The organism is Clostridium hominis, assembly GCF_014287825.1.
GTDB classification, from domain to species: Bacteria; Bacillota; Clostridia; order Clostridiales; family Clostridiaceae; genus Clostridium; species Clostridium hominis.
Map to the genome: position 1 here is coordinate 33,632 of NZ_JACOOO010000015.1, position 17,458 is coordinate 51,089.

Genomic DNA, 17,458 nt, shown 5'->3' on the forward strand with positions numbered 1-17,458 from the left:
CAACGACATCATTATATATTAAGCAGTATAAATTTTATGTAAAGAAAATATAAGTATAAAAAATAAGTCATTAATATGCTTCATTTGAAGATTTAATTTACCTACTTAATAGTTCTAAACTCATATCCCTTAGCTTGTAAATATTCTATAACTTGAGGTAATGCTTTTACTGTCTCCTCTTTTCCATATGTATCATGCATTAAGATTACAATACTATCTGCATCTTCTCCTAGTCGTTCTATATTATCTTTAGTTACCTGGAATAACTCTTCTGCATTTTTTATTTTACCTTCAGCATCTTCATTTAATGCATTCCAATCGATATTACAATACCCTTTTTCTATCATCTTATCTCTCATAGACTCACGTCCATTCCATGACCAATACCCACCTGGAAATCTAATAACTCTTGTATAAAAATCTTTACCTAACGCTTCTTTCAAAAGATCATTATTTTTCTCAATATCTGATACTATGTTATCTACATTCATAGTTCCATTAGGATATAAATATGAATAGTCATGGCTATAAGTATGATTTGCTATAGCATGTCCTCTTTTAACTTGCTCTTTTAGTATTTTTCTAGCCTCTTCATTAGATTCTATTGATTGTCCCAAAACAAAAAATGTTGCTTTAACATTATATTTATCAAGGATGTCCAATATTTCTGGGGTGTTAGTTGTAGATGGACCATCATCAAAAGTCAGGTAAACTACCTTTTTACCATCAGTTCTTACTGGATATGTCTTAGTTCCAGTTAATAAATCTTTAGTATTTTCAGCAACCATAGCAGCATCATCTGCATAAGGATCATCCTTTAAATCTAAATACCCACTATTGTCTAAGAAATTACTGTCTGATAAGTTGTCCTCTATATTTTCTTCTAGATTGTCCTCTATATCTTCATCTTTAATATGCTCTTCTTTAGGCTTCGTAGTTTGTAAAATATAATCTATTTTACTTGAAGCAATATTAATAACACTAAAAATTATTATCAATAATACACCAATAGATGTTATTCCCCTAATTAATTTCCTTCTTCTTTTTCGTCTTATATGTAATCTTCTATTTCTTCTATTTTTATCTTTTAATTCGTAACTTTTCATCTTATCTCCCCAATATACTTTTATTAGTTTGTAGCTTGTACATTTAATATACAATACACTTAAATAAAGTATCGTTACAAAAATATTACAAATAGATTTCAATTTTGTTAATTATGTATTTATTATATGGCAACTAAAATAAAGTTTATATTATATGGAAAAAGCTATAAGACCTCTCTACAGTCTTATAGCTTTTTATTACTTCATATAATTAGATATTAATTCATAACATCTTTCTTTTGTACTTTCTCCAAGGCTTGTTGTATGCGCTAGGGGTTCCATTGTACCGCCCTCAAATTCCTTTGCGCTTTCTTCGGCCTTTGAATCTCTTATTGTTAACCATTCAATTTGTTCCGCTCTAAGTTTGTCCATTTCATCTTTAGATAATTGTTCTTGTAAAACTCCATAAACCTCATTAAGCAAGTCATCCCAACTAGTATACTCTATACCTGCTGCTTCTCTCATATCAAGTGTTGTTCCATTATATTTTTCTGCTAAGGAATCTTTTAGTTCTTTTTCTAACTTAGCATATTTATCTAAATAGTATTGAACCTTACTTTCACTCTCTTCTTCCAAAGGCTCATTACTTTCCTCTATATCATCTTTTTTCTCTAAGTCAGTATTATCTTGTACATTATTATTTTCTCCAATATTACTCTCATTTTGCTCAGAACTTACTGCTTTATTACCTTTATTATTTTCTGTAGCCCCATCATTAGTTTTATTACCACAACTTATAAACAAAGTTGTACTTAGAATCATTATAAAAACAAATAACTTTCTCATAATTTATACCCCTTTAAAATTTAATATTATTAATTAATCTTTTCATAGCTTGTCCAGTTTTGTGATAAAAACATCACACTTGGAACTAATACCACTGCTACAAATATAACTATAGAAAGAGCTATAAACATATTCTTTAACAAGCCACTTACTACTAAATTAACAGTGCTACATAATAGTACGGTTAACCCCATACATACTGATGTACTAACACCCTTATGACATTTCTCTTCTACAAATATACTTTTGCAGTTGCTACACTTTATTTCCCCATACTTTTTTACCATTGATTTTATTCTGTCTCTTAATCTAAACTTTGAATTGCATTCTGGACAAATCATAAAATCGCCTCCGTTATCCATTTTATATTTTTACCATTAATAATTTACTATTTTCTCTTTATCACTAATCTTGTAAAAATACTACCTACTAAAACATTTTCATATATAATTATACTCAAAAATAATTTTATATAAAGTAATATTTACCATACCACCTTGAATATCACCTTAAAAACTCTCTACATCTATGATAAACTTATACTAATTTATTATCTATAAATATTTTTAGGGGGATGATTATCATAAAAAAATATATATTATTTGACTTAGATGGAACTGTTACAGATCCAATGATAGGAATAACAAAATCAGTTAGATATGCATTAAATAAATTTGGAATCGAGGTTGAAGACTTAAATACTCTTTGCAAATTTATTGGTCCACCATTAAAGGATTCCTTTATGAATTTCTATAACTTTACTGAAGAAGATGCATTAAAAGCTATTGCTTACTATAGAGAATACTTTTCAACTAATGGACTTTACGAAAATACAGTTTATGAAAACTTTGAAGATATGCTTATAGCATTAAAAAATGATGGTAAATCTCTAATAATTGCTACATCAAAGCCAACAGTCTTTGCTGAAAAAATCCTTGAACATTTCAATCTAAAAAAATACTTTGATTTTATTAGTGGAAGTAATCTTGATAATACTAGGACAAAAAAAGCTGATGTAATTAGCTATGCCTTAGAACAACAAATGATAAATAATATGTCAGAAATAATTATGATTGGTGATAGAGAACATGATATCATTGGTGCAAAAGCTCTAAATATCGAATCAATAGGAGTTTTACATGGATATGGTTCATATGAGGAATTATCTAGTAGTGGTGCAGATTATATTGTAAAAGATGTTTCTGAACTTAAATCACTACTTTTAACACTTTAATTTCTCATAATATTCTATATAGATTATTATATTATTTTAAAAAATTTTTGATTTTACAATTTTTTAAGTTACTTATATTATTAATTCTCTAAAGTAAAGAATAATACATTATATAATCCAAAAGTGGAATAATATATATTAATAAATCTTAGGAGAATATATAATGAGTAAAACTATTTATAAAAAGATTTCAATAGTCTTAGTATGTTTATTAATTTTACCTGTAAAGCCAGCATCAGCCTTTTATTCTATTAATAGTTCATACATTAATAAAATAAGTCCAACTGCAAACTCTGAATTATTAGGATATATACAAAAGATACAACCACTTTATAACGAGTTATATTATCTAGGTGAAAGTGTTTATTCTTCTTTAATGAAAAAGCAAAACCCAGAAAGTTTAATAAACCAAATAGACTACGAAATAGCTAACTTAAATAGTCTACGTGAGAATCTATTTATGTTTAGTAATAACCCTGGTATATCATCAAGTGATCAAAGTATTGCCTTAGAGATTCTTATAACTACAGGGTATTATAAGCTTGCATATCAATCCCTTAGAATAGCACTTAATACTAAAGATAGTGCTATGCAAATTAAATACTTAGCGGATTTTTTTAAATATAATACCTTAGGCTCTACAACTCTTAACTCCATAGAAAAAAACGCTAACTTATAATCATCAAAAGATAAAGTCTAGAAATAATGTTAAACGAAAGGATATTTCTATGAAAAAGACAGTATTCTATATAATAAATATATTAATATTAAGCTTATTTATTTTTAATAACCTTCAAATTACTGCATATAGCGATATAAATATAGATTCATCGCCTGACGTAATCAATATTATGAATGAGCTAAAAAAGACATCATCAGATTTTAATTCTAATCTTAATAAAGCTTTTAATTATAAATTAGCAAATGAAAAATCTAATGATATTTTAAATACTATAAATACTGAAATTAATGAATTAAACAAGTTAAGAGCTTTAACACTAAAAAATGTTCAAAATGCTACTATTAGCAGTAATGATAGACAATATTATTTAATTTTATCAATAATATCTGGATACTATCGATTATCATATGAAGAGTTAAAAGATTATTTAAATACTGATAATGTAGAGCAAAATTATAAAAGCTTATATGGTATATATACCAATATGTCTCAAGGTAGTATACTAACTAACTCTTTAGAGAATGAATTAAATTTAGCCTCTTAATTCCTTTAAATAAAATAAAAAGAAACTATAAATCTCATTTAGATTTATAGTTTCTTTTTTATTTTATTAATTTTATCATTAATTTTATTATATCGTTTTAACTTTAAAATTAATATTTTAAATATTATTATTAATTTATTTAATTTTATTCTTTACACTTTATAAAAAAAGGTGTAAATTAATATTATAGTTTGGAGGTAATTTATGTATAAGTTATTAAGTCGTTGTCCAGTATGCTCTAATAAACTAAAAGCAATAAGATTGAGATGTAATAGTTGTAATACTGTTATAGAGAATGAATTTGAATTATCTAAGTTTGATTATTTAAGTACTGATCAATTGTATTTTGTAGAAACCTTCATTAAATGTAGAGGTAGTATAAAAGAAGTTGAAAAAGAACTTGGCATTTCCTATCCAACAGTTAGAGCAAAACTAGATGAAGTTATTGAAAGTTTAGGATATTCAGCAAGAGAAACTAAAGTTAAACAAGATAATAAAGACATTTTAGATTCCCTTAAAAACGGAGATATTTCTGTTGATGAAGCAATTAGTAAATTAAAAGATTAAATTTAGGAGTGTTATTATGAATGAAGAAATTCTTATGATATTAAAAATGGTTGAAGAAGGTAAAGTTTCTGCTGATAAAGCTAAAGAGTTAATTGATGCTTTAGGAAATTCATCAAAAGATACTGAAGCTATAGTATCTAAAAGATATGAGGATAAATTTTTAAAAGTTGTCGTTTTAAGTAATGAAGGCGATAAAGTCAATATACAGTTACCAATTAAGATAGTTAAAGAGATATTAAAGGTATCTGGTAAATTACCAATAACAAAATATATTGAAGGTATGGACGGAATTGATATAGATGCGCTAATGAATACACTAGTGTCTTGCTTAGATAATGAAGTTATGGGTGAAATAGTAAACATATGCTCCAGCGAAGGAGATATAGTTAAAATATTTATAGATTAGAGGTCTCTAAATGATAGTTTCAATAAAAAGTGAAGGTTTTAATTTGACTTTACCAATCCCATTGTCTATGGGAAGTGTAGCAATAAAATTCATCCCAAATAAATTTCTTAATACTGAAGAAAAAAAGTTAGCCTTACAGCTTTTTAAATCAGTAAAAGGTACTTTAAAGAATTATAAAGGATTAAAAATTGTAGAAGTTATATCTCATACTGGTGAGCATATCCTTGTCAAAATATAGTTATAAATATCAATATTTATAACTATATTTTAGACTTTAAAGAACTTTATTTAATCCTTAATTCCAATCTATTATTACATAATTTTACGTATAAAAATAAGATAAGCTATCTCTTATATAACTTATCTTACTATTATTTGTATTATCTATCTATTCTATCCATGGAAATAACCTGTCCTTGATGAAACTACAACAAAAGGTACTTCTGATCCATTTTTGTTTACATAAGCTTGATATAAATCTCCTTCTAAATGTTCTAATTTAACAACTTCTTCTCCATATGTTTCTTTTAAATCACTTTTAAATAGTTCTTCCCAGTTGCTTAATATAGGTGCATTTAATGTAATATATTTAGTGAAGTCTTCTATATTTTCTGCGTTATTTCCTGCTGATATATATTGATTATATAAACTTTCTATATCAACCTCATTTAGAAACCTAGTACTCCATTTATATTTTTCTGCTTCTGACTTATCATTTTGTCCATTAATAATATAATCTTTAACCTTCTTACTAATATCTTCTTTAGCTATATCTTCACCTGAAGAAGCATTATTATCTTTTGATGTATTATTTGATTGAGATTTATCTTTAGAATCACTTACTAAACATGAAGTTAAAAAGATTATAGATATTAATAAAGAAATAATAATTTTTTTCATAATTTCTTTATCCTCCTATTTCCATATCCCTTTTAATTTATGATAATTTAAACCTATTGATTCTTAATAGTTAAAACTAATCATAATAAATGATTCTTCTATTTCTTCAACTATCTACTTTGGGTAAAAATACTGTTATTCTAGTTCCAATTTCTTTTCTACTTAAAACACTAAAGAATCCCTTATGGCTATCAATAATCCATTTTGCTATAGATAGTCCAAGCCCTGTACCTCCATTCTTTCTTACCCTTGCAGTATCTGCTCTAAAGAAACGTTCAAATATATATGGTATATCTTCATTATCTATTCCTATTCCATTATCTTGTATATAAAAATATGGTTCTCCTTTAGGATTTGTCCCTACTTTAAGTATTATTTCTCCTCCGGACTCAGTATACTTAGCAGCATTTTCTACTAATATTCTAGCGGTTTGCTTAAGTAGTCCACTATCTCCATTAATGCTTATATTTTCTGAATTGATATATCTATATATATGATTTTGGTCTATCATCTTAGACTCTTCAAAAACTTCACCTATCATATCATTTAGTAAAAATTCTGTTCTTGTAAGTTGAGTTTTTCCATTAATACCTCTAGCTAAGAATAGTAATTGTTCAACTAAATTTTTCATATTTTCAGACTCAGATTTTATTGCTGCAATAGATTCATCTAATATTTCTTTATCATTTTTCCCCCAACGATCTAGCATATTTGCATAACCTTGTATTACAGAAATCGGAGTTCTAAGCTCATGAGATGCATCTGAAACAAACCTTGCCTGCTGTCTATAAGAATCTCTCATTCTATCTAATAACTTATTTATAGCATCCTCTAACCCATGAAGCTCACTATCCCCTATATGTATTCTTTCATCCGTACTTACAGGACTTATTTTAGCTATAGCATCTTCTAAGCTTTGGAACCTTTCTTCACTAAAGTCCATATTACTAAGTCTACTTGCTGTTTCAGCTATATCATTAAGTGGTTTTAATCTTTTTCTAACCTTTGCTGTTCCAAATATTATTTCTTCTAATAAGAATATACCTTCAATAATTCCTAGTATTATAACTATCTTTCTAAGAACATATAAAAACTCACTAGCATTTTGGACTAATGTCTTTCCACTATCTAAAGTTACTGTGTAGGTGGCTGTTTCTATAGGATAAAAATCAACATGTCTTTGTGCATTTTGTACAACCTCTCCAAAAAATCTCTTTTCTGAATCCATACACCAAAGAACTATTAGTATAAACATTAAACATGCATTAAGTATAAGAAACTTTAAGAATAAGTCCCTTACAGATATAGCATTAAGTTTTATTGCAATAGATGTAACATTTTTATTTTTTTTCTTCTTACTCATCTTTAATTACGTACCCTACTCCACGTACTGTAGTTATTATTTTAGTCTTGAAGGCATCATCAATTTTTGCTCTTAAAAATCTTACATAAACATCTATCACATTTGTTTCTCCAACATAATCATAACCACAAACCTTATCTATAAGTACTTCTCTAGTTAAAACTATATTTTTATTTTCTAATAATATTTGTAACATCATAAACTCTCTATTGGTTAACTCTACTTCTGTATTATCATAAGTTACCTTATGTCTCATCTTATCTAAAGTTAATAAACCACATCTTAATACATCTTCATCTTTTTTCACAGTAACTACTCTCTTTTTAAGAGCTGTTCTTATTCTTGCAAGCAATTCTTCTATGGCAAAAGGTTTTGTTACATAATCGTCTGCTCCTGCATCAAGTCCAGATACCTTATCCATAACAGCATCCCTAGCAGTAAGCATTATAACTGGAACATCTGAAGTTCTTCTAAGTCTCCTTAATACCTCAAGCCCATTAATTTCTGGAAGCATAACATCAAGTATAACAAGATCAGCTTCACCTCTCTCAGCAATTTCAAGACCATCTCTTCCGTTATTGGCTTTTATTACTTTATATCCTTCATGTCTTAATTCCAACTCTATAAATCTTGCAATTTTTTCTTCATCCTCAACAATTAAAATCTTAACCATAAATTAAACCTCTCTTAAAATTTTTTCTTTATATCTTTAACAACTTTCGATATTTTGTTAAATACAGCATTTACTTTATCTATATTATCGGTATTGAATCTCTTCGATGAAAGCATAAACTCTATATCAAAAAATAATCCTACAATAGCTAAGGGAATAATTATCCAAAAAGCAAAAAATAAAAGTACTATAACTACTGTAAGTGGAATATTCACAAGTACTCTACTATCTTTTTTTATTTGAAGAAATATATTATTACATGTATCTATAACCTTACATATAGCTTCGAAAATACCATCAAAACTATCTTTACTCTTAGAATTATTTTTATTTATATTATCATCACTATAAACTTCCTTCTGCTTATTATCATAGCTTTCCTTATATTCATTAGAATAAAATATACTGACAGAAGGACCTTCTACTATTCCTCTTCTCTCTAAATAAAGCATAGCATCTAATATGTCCCAATTACTATTTTCCAAAGCAATCTTAGCTTCTTCATAGCTTATATTAGCCTTCTCTCTTAACTTATCTACTAATTTCAACTTATCCACAAATAATCCTCCATATTAAGCTAAAAATAAAGGAACAAGCTATTTCACCTATTCCTCTAATTCTTTTCTAATTACTTTTATTTCATTTAAAAGCTTATAAAAATTTTCTATATATTCAACATACTCTTCATGTGTTAATACTTCATAATCATCTGAAGCATATCTTCTACTAAAATAAAAATCTTTTAAATCTCTGCATAAGCTTTTATATTTCTTTAACTGACTATAATCTTGTAAATATAATACCTCTAGTAATTTTACTAAATTATGCTCTCTTGAAATCATTCCATATTTTTTTTGTATTATTGCCTTTAAATTTTTTTCGATACATTGCTGGCAGTGTACAAGAACTCCATCTTCAAGTCCTACATTATTCTTAGTTGAATCTATAAACTTTTCATCTATATCAGCAAAATAAAACATATCTCTTTTAACCATACTACCACATCCTTATATCTATTAAATCTTCTTTTATAGCTTGCTCAAAGCTTACCTCTTTAGCCAGCTCAAAATATCTATCTTTGTTATATAGCTTTATATCAACGTTACGACTTAACTTAACTTTATCTATTTCATCTTCTAATAAATGCCTTAAATCCCTTAACTCTTTCAAGCTATTATTACTATCTATTAAAATCAAAATATCTATATCGCTATTCATTTTATACATTCCCTTTGATATTGAACCAAATAGATAAACTTCAGCATTATTTAATATACCTGTACAAACTTTTTTTACCTTAATTATTTCCTGTCTTAGATTACTCTCAAGGCAATATCCAACATCATTTTTCATACTTCACTACCTATCTATTTTTATAAATAATCACTATTCCTGCTAGATATATTATATACCAGTAATACATTACTCTTCTACTTTATTTAATACAATAGTTTCTTCTTTATCATTCCACTTAATAATAACTTCTAATGACTCTTTATTCCTATACTTTGATACATCTCCATTTATCTTTTTATCATAGTCATTTTCAAAGGTAAATTCTCCAAATACTTCGCTTGCTAATTCCCCATACTCTACGCACTCTCCACTACCATTTTCCCCCTTTATTCTCTTACCTTTATTATACTCCATATATTCCCATTCATAAACATAATGCTAAGCTAAATGAAATTAACCTCACCAAACAGTAAAAATGACAAATGAACAGTTAAGCCATTTGCCATTTAATCCTTGAATTAAAAATTATCAATTATAAATTCTTAATTGTCATATCCTTCTTTAAAATCTTTTTTAATAGTATCTGCTGATTTTGATACTTCTTCAAAAACAGTATTTACTCCTTCATAATTCATACTTGGTCCTGATATTGAATACTTATATCCACAGAATAAACCTACTATTAATAACACTATACTTGGTACAGATAAGAATATTAATAAAAGTAATGATATTGTTAATGATATTCTTATTGGTTTTTCACTCTCTTTTCTAACCTCAAAGAAATTTTCATTTCCTTTTCTTATAAACTTACCTAAGAACTTAAACATTCTTCCGATAACTTCGCCAATACCACCAAACTTTTCTTCATGCTTTTTATTTTCTTCTTTTTTCTCTTGCTCCTCTGCTTTTACCTCGATTATTGTAGTAGTTTCATTATTTTCTACTTTTCCTCTTCTCTCTAAATAAATTACAGAATCTAAAAGATCCCAATTACATATTTCTAAAACCTCTCGAGCTTCCTCTCTACTTACATTAGCCTTTCCCATTAAAACTTCGATCATTTCATTTCTTTCCATACTATATAACCTCCAAAAACTAAATCTAATATTTATTTAACTTAAACTTACACTGTAAGTGTACTTCTACAAATTTACCTAAGTAGTAAGTTTTATTTCCTTGCTATAGTTATATAATACTTTTGGAAGATTAATCTAAAATATAAGAAAGATTAAAATTAGATTAAAATATTAATTTTTTTAATTAATTTAGATCTAATAATTATAATTTAATACACATTATCATTAATAATATAAATACGAAAGCTATTGCTATCCACATTACTTTTTGAATAAAAAACTGCCAAGGAAATCCACCTCTATTTATGTCCTTTACCCCAATCTTTTTTAAAGAATCCATAAATCTTAACAAATCTTCTTTATTTCCACCATAATTAGGATCTAAATAAATAGTTGTATTTGGTAATATAATAATCTGTTCATCTTCATGCATATGACATTTAGCTTTACCTGCTAAACCTGCTCCCTTAATTTCTTCAATGTTTAATTTATAATGGCTAAATATTTTATAATGTGAATCAAAAGAATATATAATCAACTTATCTTTAGTTAAGAAAAACTTATAACATACAGCAGCACCTCTCCACCAATTAGGAGCATGTACATTCCTAAATAATTCATCTACTATATCTTCTTTATCTAAACCTTCCTTTTCTCTAACACTCTTTAAGATAAGTGCTCTCATAAGCCCTGCACTTTCAACTCCAAAGATAGCCTTATCAGCATTATCCCCAAGCTTTTCTTTTATCTTTAAAGCATCCTCTAAATTAATATCTAATTTTATATTTTTATTTTCATTTTGTAAGCTATTAATAACACCTATAACTTTATTCTTGACTCTATTAATCTCTTCTTCATTGATGTTTACATCTGGAAGCTTATTTTCATCAAACTCTTCAATTAAATCATAATATTTTTTATCCATTAAACTCCCCCCTTTTCTAACCTTTCGCTCAACATTTTTCTTCCTCTTAATATTCTTATATTTACAGCATTTTCACTAATTCCAAGGCTTTTACTTATTTCTTTTATCTTTTCTCCATAATAAAATCTCCGTATAAATATCTCCTTATCCCTTGTATTCATAGAATTTATTTCATTCCTTATAATTAATAAATCATTACTATTTTCGAAATTACTTTCTATAGAATCACCTTTATACTCAATCTTCTCATCAATACTTAAATTATTATCATGCTTCTTAATCTTTCTTAACATGTCGATAGCTGTATACTTAGCTATTGTGCATATCCAATTTTTAAATTTCTCCTCATCACTCTTAAACTTATCTATGTTGTTCCATATTTCCATAAAAACATCATTAATACATTCTTCAGAGTACTCTCTATTGTTTAAAACACTATATGCAACCTTAAATAATATATTTGAATATGTATCAACTATATAATTTAAAGCATCTATATTCTTTAATCTAAGTTCATTTATATAATTATCTTTATATACTATCAAAGTATTATCACCCCTAGCTCTTATGTTGTTAGCTAACATCCTTCAATAATATAGTCGCAAAAAACAGTAAAACCTTTCAAGTTTTTTACTAAATATTTTTTATAAATATAAAAAGCAGGATATTCACATTCATATCCTGCTTTTCCATATTACCTATAGATATTTATTTATAATTTTCATATAATGGTTGATCATCATTTTTCATAATCCAACCTCTATCTAATAAAGTTAGTAAAGATATGAGATTCCTTTTCAGGTAATCCAAATTGTTCCTTACCCAATTGAATACTCTTCATTAAAAATGCCATATTTTTACCTAATGTACGCATCGTTTGCATTCCTTCAAGGTCTTGTTTTACTTCTTCTGGAGAATTACCATGAACCATATTCCAATACTGACTTGATGCAACTGGCATACCTGAAATAGTAAAGTATTTATTGATTTCATCGAAGGTGCTAGTATTTCCCCCTCTACGGCAACTAACTACTGCAGCTCCAACTTTCATTGTCTTATCTGCTGGCATACTATAGAATAAACGGTCAATAAAAGAAATTAATGTTCCGTTTGCAGATGCATAATACACAGGTGAGCCTATTATAATTCCATCACATTCGTTAAACTTTGGAGCAACCTCATTAACTATGTCATTAAACACACATTTCCCATTTGTTTTACACTTACGGCATGCTATACAACCTCTAATATCTTTATTTCCTACATGAATGATTTCTGTTTCTATACCTTCTTGATTTAATGTCTTAGAAACTTCTTCTAAAGCTGTATAAGTACAACCTTTAGCGTTTGGGCTACCATTTATTAATAATACCTTCATTTATCCTTCCTCCTATCTAATAAGGCTTGCTAACATTTCTATTGATGATGCTTCTTGATGGTTAAAGAAAGAGCTTTCTTTCTTATCTAAAGCAGAAATTTTATCCATGTCATCTTTAGTTAATTCAAAGTCGAAAATATTTATATTCTGCAACATTCTTTCTTTATTCACAGTCTTTGATAGTGGAACAATTCCTCTTTGAAGTAACCATCTTAAAATAACTTGTGCAATTGATTTGCCATGCTTGTCTCCAATTGACTTTAAAGTAGGATTATCAAACATTCCATTTTTTCCTTCTGCAAAAGGAGCCCATGCTTGTAGTTGTACACCATACTTTTTGTTAACTTCCTTTGCTATTAATTGTTGGTGAAATGGATTAATCTCAATTTGGTTTACCGCTGGTGTTACTTCATTAAATAAAGCTAAGTCAACTAAGCGGTCTGGATAGAAGTTCGATACCCCTATTGCCTTAATTTTCCCCTCTTTATATAAGTCCTCCATAGCTCTATAAGTTCCATAGTAATCATTTAATGGTTGATGGATTAATACTAAATCCAAATAATCTAATTTCATTTTCTTTAGAGATTCTTCAATAGACTTCTTTGCTTTTTCATATCCAGCATTACTAATCCATACTTTAGTAGTAATAAATAATTCTTCTCTAGGCACCGACGATTTAATAATAGCTTCTCCGACAGCCTCCTCATTCCCATAAGCTTGTGCTGTATCTATTAATCGATATCCAACATCAATAGCATCTAGTACAACCTTAACACATTCCTCTTTATCCGTTATTTGAAAAACTCCAAATCCAACTGCTGGCATATTTATTCCATTATTTAAAGTTAAATATTCCATTTAAACCTCTCCCTTATTTATATTATTTTGTATTTTATAATAATATTACCAGTCGGTAGTTAATACCGGGCAAGAGTTTTTTAATTTTTTATTACCTTAAATAATATAAATCTCTATTATCAAATTTATAGTCTGATATTGTCCCTTCAAAAATAACTTCATCTTCATTATTGAAAAGTATATATTCAAACCCTTTTACTCCATAACCTGTATATTTACTTTCACCTTTTTCCATCAACTCTTGACTTATATATAAGGTTTTATCTTCTTTAGGATGCAGTATATACTTTTCAGCTAAAGTAACATAATCTTTATCTATATCTTCTTTAACTACAGCTGGAGCTTTTATTTTTATGTAAAACTCCTTAGTCTCATTGCTACAATTTTTAATATCTATTTGTCCATCTACAGTTATTACTTCATCATTTTTATTAATATTAATATGAGTATTTTCACGATTAAGATATATTGAATTTAAATCCTTATAAAATCCCTTATAAATTTGCACACAATCATTCCATACTGTAGGAAACATATTTATTAGTAGCATGGTTACAATAAATCTTCTAAATCCTGTCTTAATTAATCTATTTTCTTTAATTTCATTAAGTTTATATAAGCAATAATAAATTCCACCTATCACTATAAAGCCAGAATAATTAAAGGTCGAATTATTTCTACTAATAGGCTTAAATATCCTCTGAATAAATATTTCTGGTGAGTTATTACTGTTTCCCATTAAAATAAATATTACCCCTAAACCTATAAAACATAGTATTCTTTTTTGCATACTTGTTAGTTTATTCAAAAACCTCTCCCCCAATCAAAGTATCTTAATATATATTTATTTAATAAAAAATATATATTAACTAAAACTCCTATTACTCCAATTCCACATAAACTTCCTGTAAATAGCCTCCTTAAATTATTAGAGATCTTAATCCCTCGATGCTGAATAAACCAATCAATAAACATAATTAATATAAAAATCACATTAAATATAAAAGAAATTTCCCCTATAAAAATAAATATTAAAACACCTAAAAAATATCCTAGTAATAGCCCTGTACATCTCGCACATATAGGAAATTGATATTTATTTATAAAAAAACTTCTCTCAGCTTTCTGATGACACGAATTAGAAAATAAATTCATTAGAGTGAGCCATATCTTATCTTTTATATTATCCATTAAACCTCATCCCACAATCATTACATATACAAGTTGTCCTCTTTTTCTCTCCTTCAGCACAACATAATCCACATAACATCCCTATTGGCCCAATACAAACTGCTCCTAATATTCCACTAAATAAATCATAATTCTCATTTTCTTTTTCTACTATTATCTTTAAATTATTGCTTCCACAAGATGGACAACAAATATTATCCCTTATATTTGATTCACTCACAAAACCACCCCTAATTACCATATTATCTATATTATACTATAAAATTGAAATAATAAAAAAAGCTGTATAGCTTTAGTTGCTAAACAGCTTTAAAAATGAAAAATATAATTTAGTATATCTTATAGTTTAATTTTTTTACCTAGCTCATCTATTATTTTTTCTTCATTATCTTCACAGCTTATTCCACCAATACTTATACTTGGTTTTGTCTTACCATGAAAATCACTTCCACAAGTAATAATAAGATTATTATTTATTGCAAAGTCTTTATAAAAGGTAGTTTGTCTTTCATTATGATAACTGCTATAAACTTCTAATCCTTTGACTCCTGCTTTAATGATCCTTTTTAATAACTCTTTATTTTCTTTTATATTATTACCTGGATGAGCTAATATAGGAACTCCCCCATTGTCTTCTATAACTTTGATAGCTTCTTGTAATGAAATAAATTTCACTTCAGCATATGCAGGCTTTCCTTGTGAACAATAATCCCAATAAAAATTTACATAAGGATTATCACTTCTTACTCCACCATTATAGTATGGCTTAAGTAATGTATTCTCTTTATTCTTATCAAAAATCATTGCAGCTTCAGCAATCATTTCACCATTAACTACACCATTTTTAGATAGTCTCTCTATTACTGAATCTTCAAAATCAATTCCTATCTCTCTAACTAATCTCATACGTTCTTTAGACGCTACTTGCTCTTGAGATATTATATTATCTTCTATTACCTCAAAATCATCACTTTTATAATTTACTCCATATCCTAAAAGATGAAGATTCACTCCATCAATAGTACAATCTAATTCTATTGCAGGAATTATTGTAATATCTTTATCCTTACAATATTCTTTAGCTTCAGCTATCCCCTTAGTAGAATTGTGATCTGCTATAGAAAAGTACTTTATTCCTTTTTCTAAACATAAATCTACTAATTCCTTAGGATAAAATTCTCCATCATCACTATAATTTGAATGCATGTGTAAATCTACATAGCTCATAATTTTCCTCCTTATACCTCTTATATATTTTCTTTAGCTTTACATACCTTGCTAACTCTTTCCGATGTCACTAACATAAGAACCATTAATATTATTAAAAAATAAGGTAAAATATTAAATCCTATTATTCCAGATAAAAATCCGAATACTGGAGGTACAAATGTACTTCCTACATAAGCTGTAGACATTTGAATTCCCATAATACCTTGAGATAATTCTTTGCCAAATCTATTTGGGGTTTCATGAAGCATAGCTGGATATATTGGTGCACATCCAAGCCCTATTAATATTAAACCAACTAATTGTAAAGTATTTGAAAATGGCATCATAAGCGAAATAGCACCTATAATACATATAACTTGTCCAATTCTTATCATCTGTTTATTGTCTAATTTAATAGCTACAAAGCCTGATAAAAATCTTCCAACTGTAATACCTAAGTAATATAAAGATACCCATTTTGCTGCTTTTTCAGCTGATAATCCATTATTAACAACTAAAAATGAACTAGCCCATAAGCCTGTTGTTAACTCTATTGCACAGTAACAAAAAAAAGATATAAGAGCTGGTTTTGCTCCAGGCAATTTTATTAAAGTAGATACCTTCACCTCTATGTGAGTATCTTCCTCATCATTATCCTTTACCTCAAACCTTTTCCATAATGGAAGTGATGCAAATAAACATACAACTAATATTGCTTGAATTATTCCTATTGTTAAGTACCCTAACCTCCATCCATTTTCTTTTAATAAATATAATGACATTATGAATGGCCCAGCTGTAGCCCCTATTCCCCAGAAACAATGTAGCCAATTCATATGCTTTGCCTCATAACGTAGTGCTACGAAATTATTTAATGCTGAATCTACTGCTCCTGCTCCTAATCCTAGTGGTATTCCAAGAATACATATCCATACAAAACCATGTGAAAAATAAATTCCTAAAAGTGCTGCTGCTGTTAGAAATACACTAAATGTAGTTACTTTTCCTGTTCCAAATTTCTTTATAACCTTTCCACTAAAGAAACTTGAAACTATAGTTCCTCCAGCAACAATCATAGTTACTACTCCAGCATAAGATATAGGTACACTTAAATCTTGATGTAAAGCTGGCCATGCTGATCCTAATATTGCATCTGGTAACCCTAAACTAATAAATGCAATATAAATAATTACTAATAATACCGTTAACATATTTTCTCTCCCTTGTCGTCATAGTTTTTCAATTATTTACTAACATTATTTACTTTATAATAATATTCCATATAATAAAGATATAATATAAAAATTATCTAATATTTTAT

General features: G+C 27.5%; 26 protein-coding genes. 6 read left to right on the forward strand and 20 right to left on the reverse strand.

The features are described from left to right. Nucleotides 1-101 precede the first annotated feature (101 nt). The 3 genes from H8S20_RS07870 to H8S20_RS07880 all read right to left on the reverse strand — a co-directional run bounded on the left by H8S20_RS07870 (nucleotide 102) and on the right by H8S20_RS07880 (nucleotide 2,254). On the reverse strand, nucleotides 102-1,106 hold the full coding sequence (locus H8S20_RS07870) for a polysaccharide deacetylase family protein (RefSeq protein ID WP_186859757.1): 1,005 nt from the start codon (nucleotides 1,104-1,106) through the stop codon (nucleotides 102-104). Between the two features lie 198 nt (nucleotides 1,107-1,304). Next, a complete protein-coding gene (locus tag H8S20_RS07875; RefSeq protein ID WP_186859758.1) occupies nucleotides 1,305-1,892 on the reverse strand; it encodes a lysozyme inhibitor LprI family protein in 588 nt (195 codons plus the stop codon). 29 nt (nucleotides 1,893-1,921) lie between these two features. Beyond that, nucleotides 1,922-2,254 (reverse strand): hypothetical protein, encoded by a 333-nt coding sequence (locus tag H8S20_RS07880; RefSeq protein WP_186859759.1) that lies wholly within the window; start codon nucleotides 2,252-2,254, stop codon nucleotides 1,922-1,924. Nucleotides 2,255-2,466: 212 nt separating this feature from the next. Here H8S20_RS07880 and H8S20_RS07885 point away from each other — a divergent pair, with 212 nt between their 5' ends. From H8S20_RS07885 to H8S20_RS07910, 6 genes are all read left to right on the forward strand, one after another. Further along, nucleotides 2,467-3,126 (forward strand): HAD family hydrolase, encoded by a 660-nt coding sequence (locus tag H8S20_RS07885; RefSeq protein ID WP_207725282.1) that lies wholly within the window; start codon nucleotides 2,467-2,469, stop codon nucleotides 3,124-3,126. 163 nt (nucleotides 3,127-3,289) lie between these two features. Continuing rightward, the gene (locus H8S20_RS07890) at nucleotides 3,290-3,805 is read left to right on the forward strand and encodes a hypothetical protein (protein ID WP_186859760.1); all 516 of its coding nucleotides are present in this window, start codon (nucleotides 3,290-3,292) and stop codon (nucleotides 3,803-3,805) included. A 49-nt stretch (nucleotides 3,806-3,854) separates the two neighbouring features. After that, the gene (locus H8S20_RS07895; RefSeq protein WP_186859761.1) at nucleotides 3,855-4,352 is read left to right on the forward strand and encodes a hypothetical protein; all 498 of its coding nucleotides are present in this window, start codon (nucleotides 3,855-3,857) and stop codon (nucleotides 4,350-4,352) included. Nucleotides 4,353-4,556: 204 nt separating this feature from the next. Further along, nucleotides 4,557-4,919, forward strand: coding sequence for a DUF2089 domain-containing protein (locus H8S20_RS07900; protein ID WP_032117364.1), 363 nt, complete (start codon nucleotides 4,557-4,559; stop codon nucleotides 4,917-4,919). Nucleotides 4,920-4,935: 16 nt separating this feature from the next. Continuing rightward, nucleotides 4,936-5,325, forward strand: a complete 390-nt coding sequence (locus tag H8S20_RS07905) for an SHOCT-like domain-containing protein (RefSeq protein WP_186859762.1) — start codon at nucleotides 4,936-4,938, stop codon at nucleotides 5,323-5,325. Nucleotides 5,326-5,335: 10 nt separating this feature from the next. Further along, nucleotides 5,336-5,563, forward strand: a complete 228-nt coding sequence (locus tag H8S20_RS07910; protein ID WP_032117362.1) for a hypothetical protein — start codon at nucleotides 5,336-5,338, stop codon at nucleotides 5,561-5,563. 155 nt (nucleotides 5,564-5,718) lie between these two features. Here the strand turns inward: H8S20_RS07910 and H8S20_RS07915 are convergent, their stop codons facing one another. From H8S20_RS07915 to H8S20_RS07995, 17 genes are all read right to left on the reverse strand, one after another. After that, a complete protein-coding gene (locus H8S20_RS07915) occupies nucleotides 5,719-6,225 on the reverse strand; it encodes a hypothetical protein (RefSeq protein ID WP_186859763.1) in 507 nt (168 codons plus the stop codon). A 106-nt stretch (nucleotides 6,226-6,331) separates the two neighbouring features. Then, nucleotides 6,332-7,588, reverse strand: coding sequence for a sensor histidine kinase (locus H8S20_RS07920; RefSeq protein ID WP_186859764.1), 1,257 nt, complete (start codon nucleotides 7,586-7,588; stop codon nucleotides 6,332-6,334). After that, nucleotides 7,581-8,261, reverse strand: a complete 681-nt coding sequence (locus H8S20_RS07925) for a response regulator transcription factor (protein ID WP_186859765.1) — start codon at nucleotides 8,259-8,261, stop codon at nucleotides 7,581-7,583. Before H8S20_RS07925 ends, H8S20_RS07920 begins: the two co-directional genes overlap by 8 nt. A 14-nt stretch (nucleotides 8,262-8,275) precedes the next feature. Next, nucleotides 8,276-8,818 carry a DUF4342 domain-containing protein gene (locus H8S20_RS07930; RefSeq protein ID WP_186859766.1) on the reverse strand — a complete coding sequence of 181 codons (543 nt, stop codon included), beginning with the start codon at nucleotides 8,816-8,818 and terminating at the stop codon, nucleotides 8,276-8,278. 48 nt (nucleotides 8,819-8,866) lie between these two features. Then, nucleotides 8,867-9,256 (reverse strand): HEPN domain-containing protein, encoded by a 390-nt coding sequence (locus tag H8S20_RS07935; protein ID WP_186859767.1) that lies wholly within the window; start codon nucleotides 9,254-9,256, stop codon nucleotides 8,867-8,869. Between the two features lies 1 nt (nucleotide 9,257). After that, on the reverse strand, nucleotides 9,258-9,614 hold the full coding sequence (locus H8S20_RS07940; RefSeq protein WP_032117356.1) for a nucleotidyltransferase domain-containing protein: 357 nt from the start codon (nucleotides 9,612-9,614) through the stop codon (nucleotides 9,258-9,260). A 69-nt stretch (nucleotides 9,615-9,683) separates the two neighbouring features. Then, complete coding sequence (locus H8S20_RS07945; RefSeq protein WP_186859768.1) at nucleotides 9,684-9,911, reverse strand: hypothetical protein; 228 nt, start codon at nucleotides 9,909-9,911, stop codon at nucleotides 9,684-9,686. Nucleotides 9,912-10,039: 128 nt separating this feature from the next. Continuing rightward, entirely contained in the window at nucleotides 10,040-10,576 is a 537-nt protein-coding gene (locus H8S20_RS07950; RefSeq protein WP_032117355.1) for a UBA domain-containing protein, read from the reverse strand. Between the two features lie 202 nt (nucleotides 10,577-10,778). Beyond that, nucleotides 10,779-11,501, reverse strand: coding sequence for a hypothetical protein (locus H8S20_RS07955; RefSeq protein WP_186859769.1), 723 nt, complete (start codon nucleotides 11,499-11,501; stop codon nucleotides 10,779-10,781). Beyond that, a complete protein-coding gene (locus H8S20_RS07960; RefSeq protein ID WP_186859770.1) occupies nucleotides 11,501-12,046 on the reverse strand; it encodes a sigma-70 family RNA polymerase sigma factor in 546 nt (181 codons plus the stop codon). Before H8S20_RS07960 ends, H8S20_RS07955 begins: the two co-directional genes overlap by 1 nt. 215 nt (nucleotides 12,047-12,261) lie before the next feature. After that, complete coding sequence (locus H8S20_RS07965) at nucleotides 12,262-12,879, reverse strand: flavodoxin family protein (RefSeq protein ID WP_186859771.1); 618 nt, start codon at nucleotides 12,877-12,879, stop codon at nucleotides 12,262-12,264. A gap of 12 nt (nucleotides 12,880-12,891) precedes the next feature. After that, nucleotides 12,892-13,737, reverse strand: a complete 846-nt coding sequence (locus H8S20_RS07970; protein WP_186859772.1) for an aldo/keto reductase — start codon at nucleotides 13,735-13,737, stop codon at nucleotides 12,892-12,894. A 91-nt stretch (nucleotides 13,738-13,828) separates the two neighbouring features. Then, a complete protein-coding gene (locus H8S20_RS07975) occupies nucleotides 13,829-14,545 on the reverse strand; it encodes a hypothetical protein (protein ID WP_186859773.1) in 717 nt (238 codons plus the stop codon). Next, nucleotides 14,542-14,928, reverse strand: a complete 387-nt coding sequence (locus H8S20_RS07980; RefSeq protein WP_366455864.1) for a DUF2085 domain-containing protein — start codon at nucleotides 14,926-14,928, stop codon at nucleotides 14,542-14,544. The genes H8S20_RS07975 and H8S20_RS07980 overlap by 4 nt, the downstream gene beginning before the upstream one ends. Beyond that, nucleotides 14,921-15,148 carry a hypothetical protein gene (locus H8S20_RS07985; RefSeq protein ID WP_243177569.1) on the reverse strand — a complete coding sequence of 76 codons (228 nt, stop codon included), beginning with the start codon at nucleotides 15,146-15,148 and terminating at the stop codon, nucleotides 14,921-14,923. The genes H8S20_RS07980 and H8S20_RS07985 overlap by 8 nt, the downstream gene beginning before the upstream one ends. 119 nt (nucleotides 15,149-15,267) lie before the next feature. Further along, nucleotides 15,268-16,155: a PHP domain-containing protein gene (locus tag H8S20_RS07990; protein ID WP_186859775.1), complete on the reverse strand. Its 888-nt coding sequence runs from the start codon at nucleotides 16,153-16,155 to the stop codon at nucleotides 15,268-15,270. Between the two features lie 20 nt (nucleotides 16,156-16,175). Further along, a complete protein-coding gene (locus H8S20_RS07995; protein WP_186859776.1) occupies nucleotides 16,176-17,348 on the reverse strand; it encodes an MFS transporter in 1,173 nt (390 codons plus the stop codon). Nucleotides 17,349-17,458: the final 110 nt, after the last annotated feature.

Coding starts and splice junctions, on each gene's coding strand:
- H8S20_RS07935 (WP_186859767.1), bottom strand. CDS start 9,256: ATGGTTAAAAGAGATATGTTTTATTTTGCTGATATAGATGAAAAGTTT.
- H8S20_RS07875 (WP_186859758.1), bottom strand. CDS start 1,892: ATGAGAAAGTTATTTGTTTTTATAATGATTCTAAGTACAACTTTGTTT.
- H8S20_RS07990 (WP_186859775.1), bottom strand. CDS start 16,155: ATGAGCTATGTAGATTTACACATGCATTCAAATTATAGTGATGATGGA.
- H8S20_RS07945 (WP_186859768.1), bottom strand. CDS start 9,911: ATGGAGTATAATAAAGGTAAGAGAATAAAGGGGGAAAATGGTAGTGGA.
- H8S20_RS07920 (WP_186859764.1), bottom strand. CDS start 7,588: ATGAGTAAGAAGAAAAAAAATAAAAATGTTACATCTATTGCAATAAAA.
- H8S20_RS07880 (WP_186859759.1), bottom strand. CDS start 2,254: ATGGATAACGGAGGCGATTTTATGATTTGTCCAGAATGCAATTCAAAG.
- H8S20_RS07980 (WP_366455864.1), bottom strand. CDS start 14,928: ATGGATAATATAAAAGATAAGATATGGCTCACTCTAATGAATTTATTT.
- H8S20_RS07885 (WP_207725282.1), top strand. CDS start 2,467: ATGATTATCATAAAAAAATATATATTATTTGACTTAGATGGAACTGTT.
- H8S20_RS07950 (WP_032117355.1), bottom strand. CDS start 10,576: ATGGAAAGAAATGAAATGATCGAAGTTTTAATGGGAAAGGCTAATGTA.
- H8S20_RS07995 (WP_186859776.1), bottom strand. CDS start 17,348: ATGTTAACGGTATTATTAGTAATTATTTATATTGCATTTATTAGTTTA.
- H8S20_RS07955 (WP_186859769.1), bottom strand. CDS start 11,501: ATGGATAAAAAATATTATGATTTAATTGAAGAGTTTGATGAAAATAAG.
- H8S20_RS07965 (WP_186859771.1), bottom strand. CDS start 12,879: ATGAAGGTATTATTAATAAATGGTAGCCCAAACGCTAAAGGTTGTACT.
- H8S20_RS07925 (WP_186859765.1), bottom strand. CDS start 8,261: ATGGTTAAGATTTTAATTGTTGAGGATGAAGAAAAAATTGCAAGATTT.
- H8S20_RS07940 (WP_032117356.1), bottom strand. CDS start 9,614: ATGAAAAATGATGTTGGATATTGCCTTGAGAGTAATCTAAGACAGGAA.
- H8S20_RS07890 (WP_186859760.1), top strand. CDS start 3,290: ATGAGTAAAACTATTTATAAAAAGATTTCAATAGTCTTAGTATGTTTA.
- H8S20_RS07870 (WP_186859757.1), bottom strand. CDS start 1,106: ATGAAAAGTTACGAATTAAAAGATAAAAATAGAAGAAATAGAAGATTA.
- H8S20_RS07895 (WP_186859761.1), top strand. CDS start 3,855: ATGAAAAAGACAGTATTCTATATAATAAATATATTAATATTAAGCTTA.
- H8S20_RS07970 (WP_186859772.1), bottom strand. CDS start 13,737: ATGGAATATTTAACTTTAAATAATGGAATAAATATGCCAGCAGTTGGA.
- H8S20_RS07910 (WP_032117362.1), top strand. CDS start 5,336: ATGATAGTTTCAATAAAAAGTGAAGGTTTTAATTTGACTTTACCAATC.
- H8S20_RS07900 (WP_032117364.1), top strand. CDS start 4,557: ATGTATAAGTTATTAAGTCGTTGTCCAGTATGCTCTAATAAACTAAAA.
- H8S20_RS07905 (WP_186859762.1), top strand. CDS start 4,936: ATGAATGAAGAAATTCTTATGATATTAAAAATGGTTGAAGAAGGTAAA.
- H8S20_RS07915 (WP_186859763.1), bottom strand. CDS start 6,225: ATGAAAAAAATTATTATTTCTTTATTAATATCTATAATCTTTTTAACT.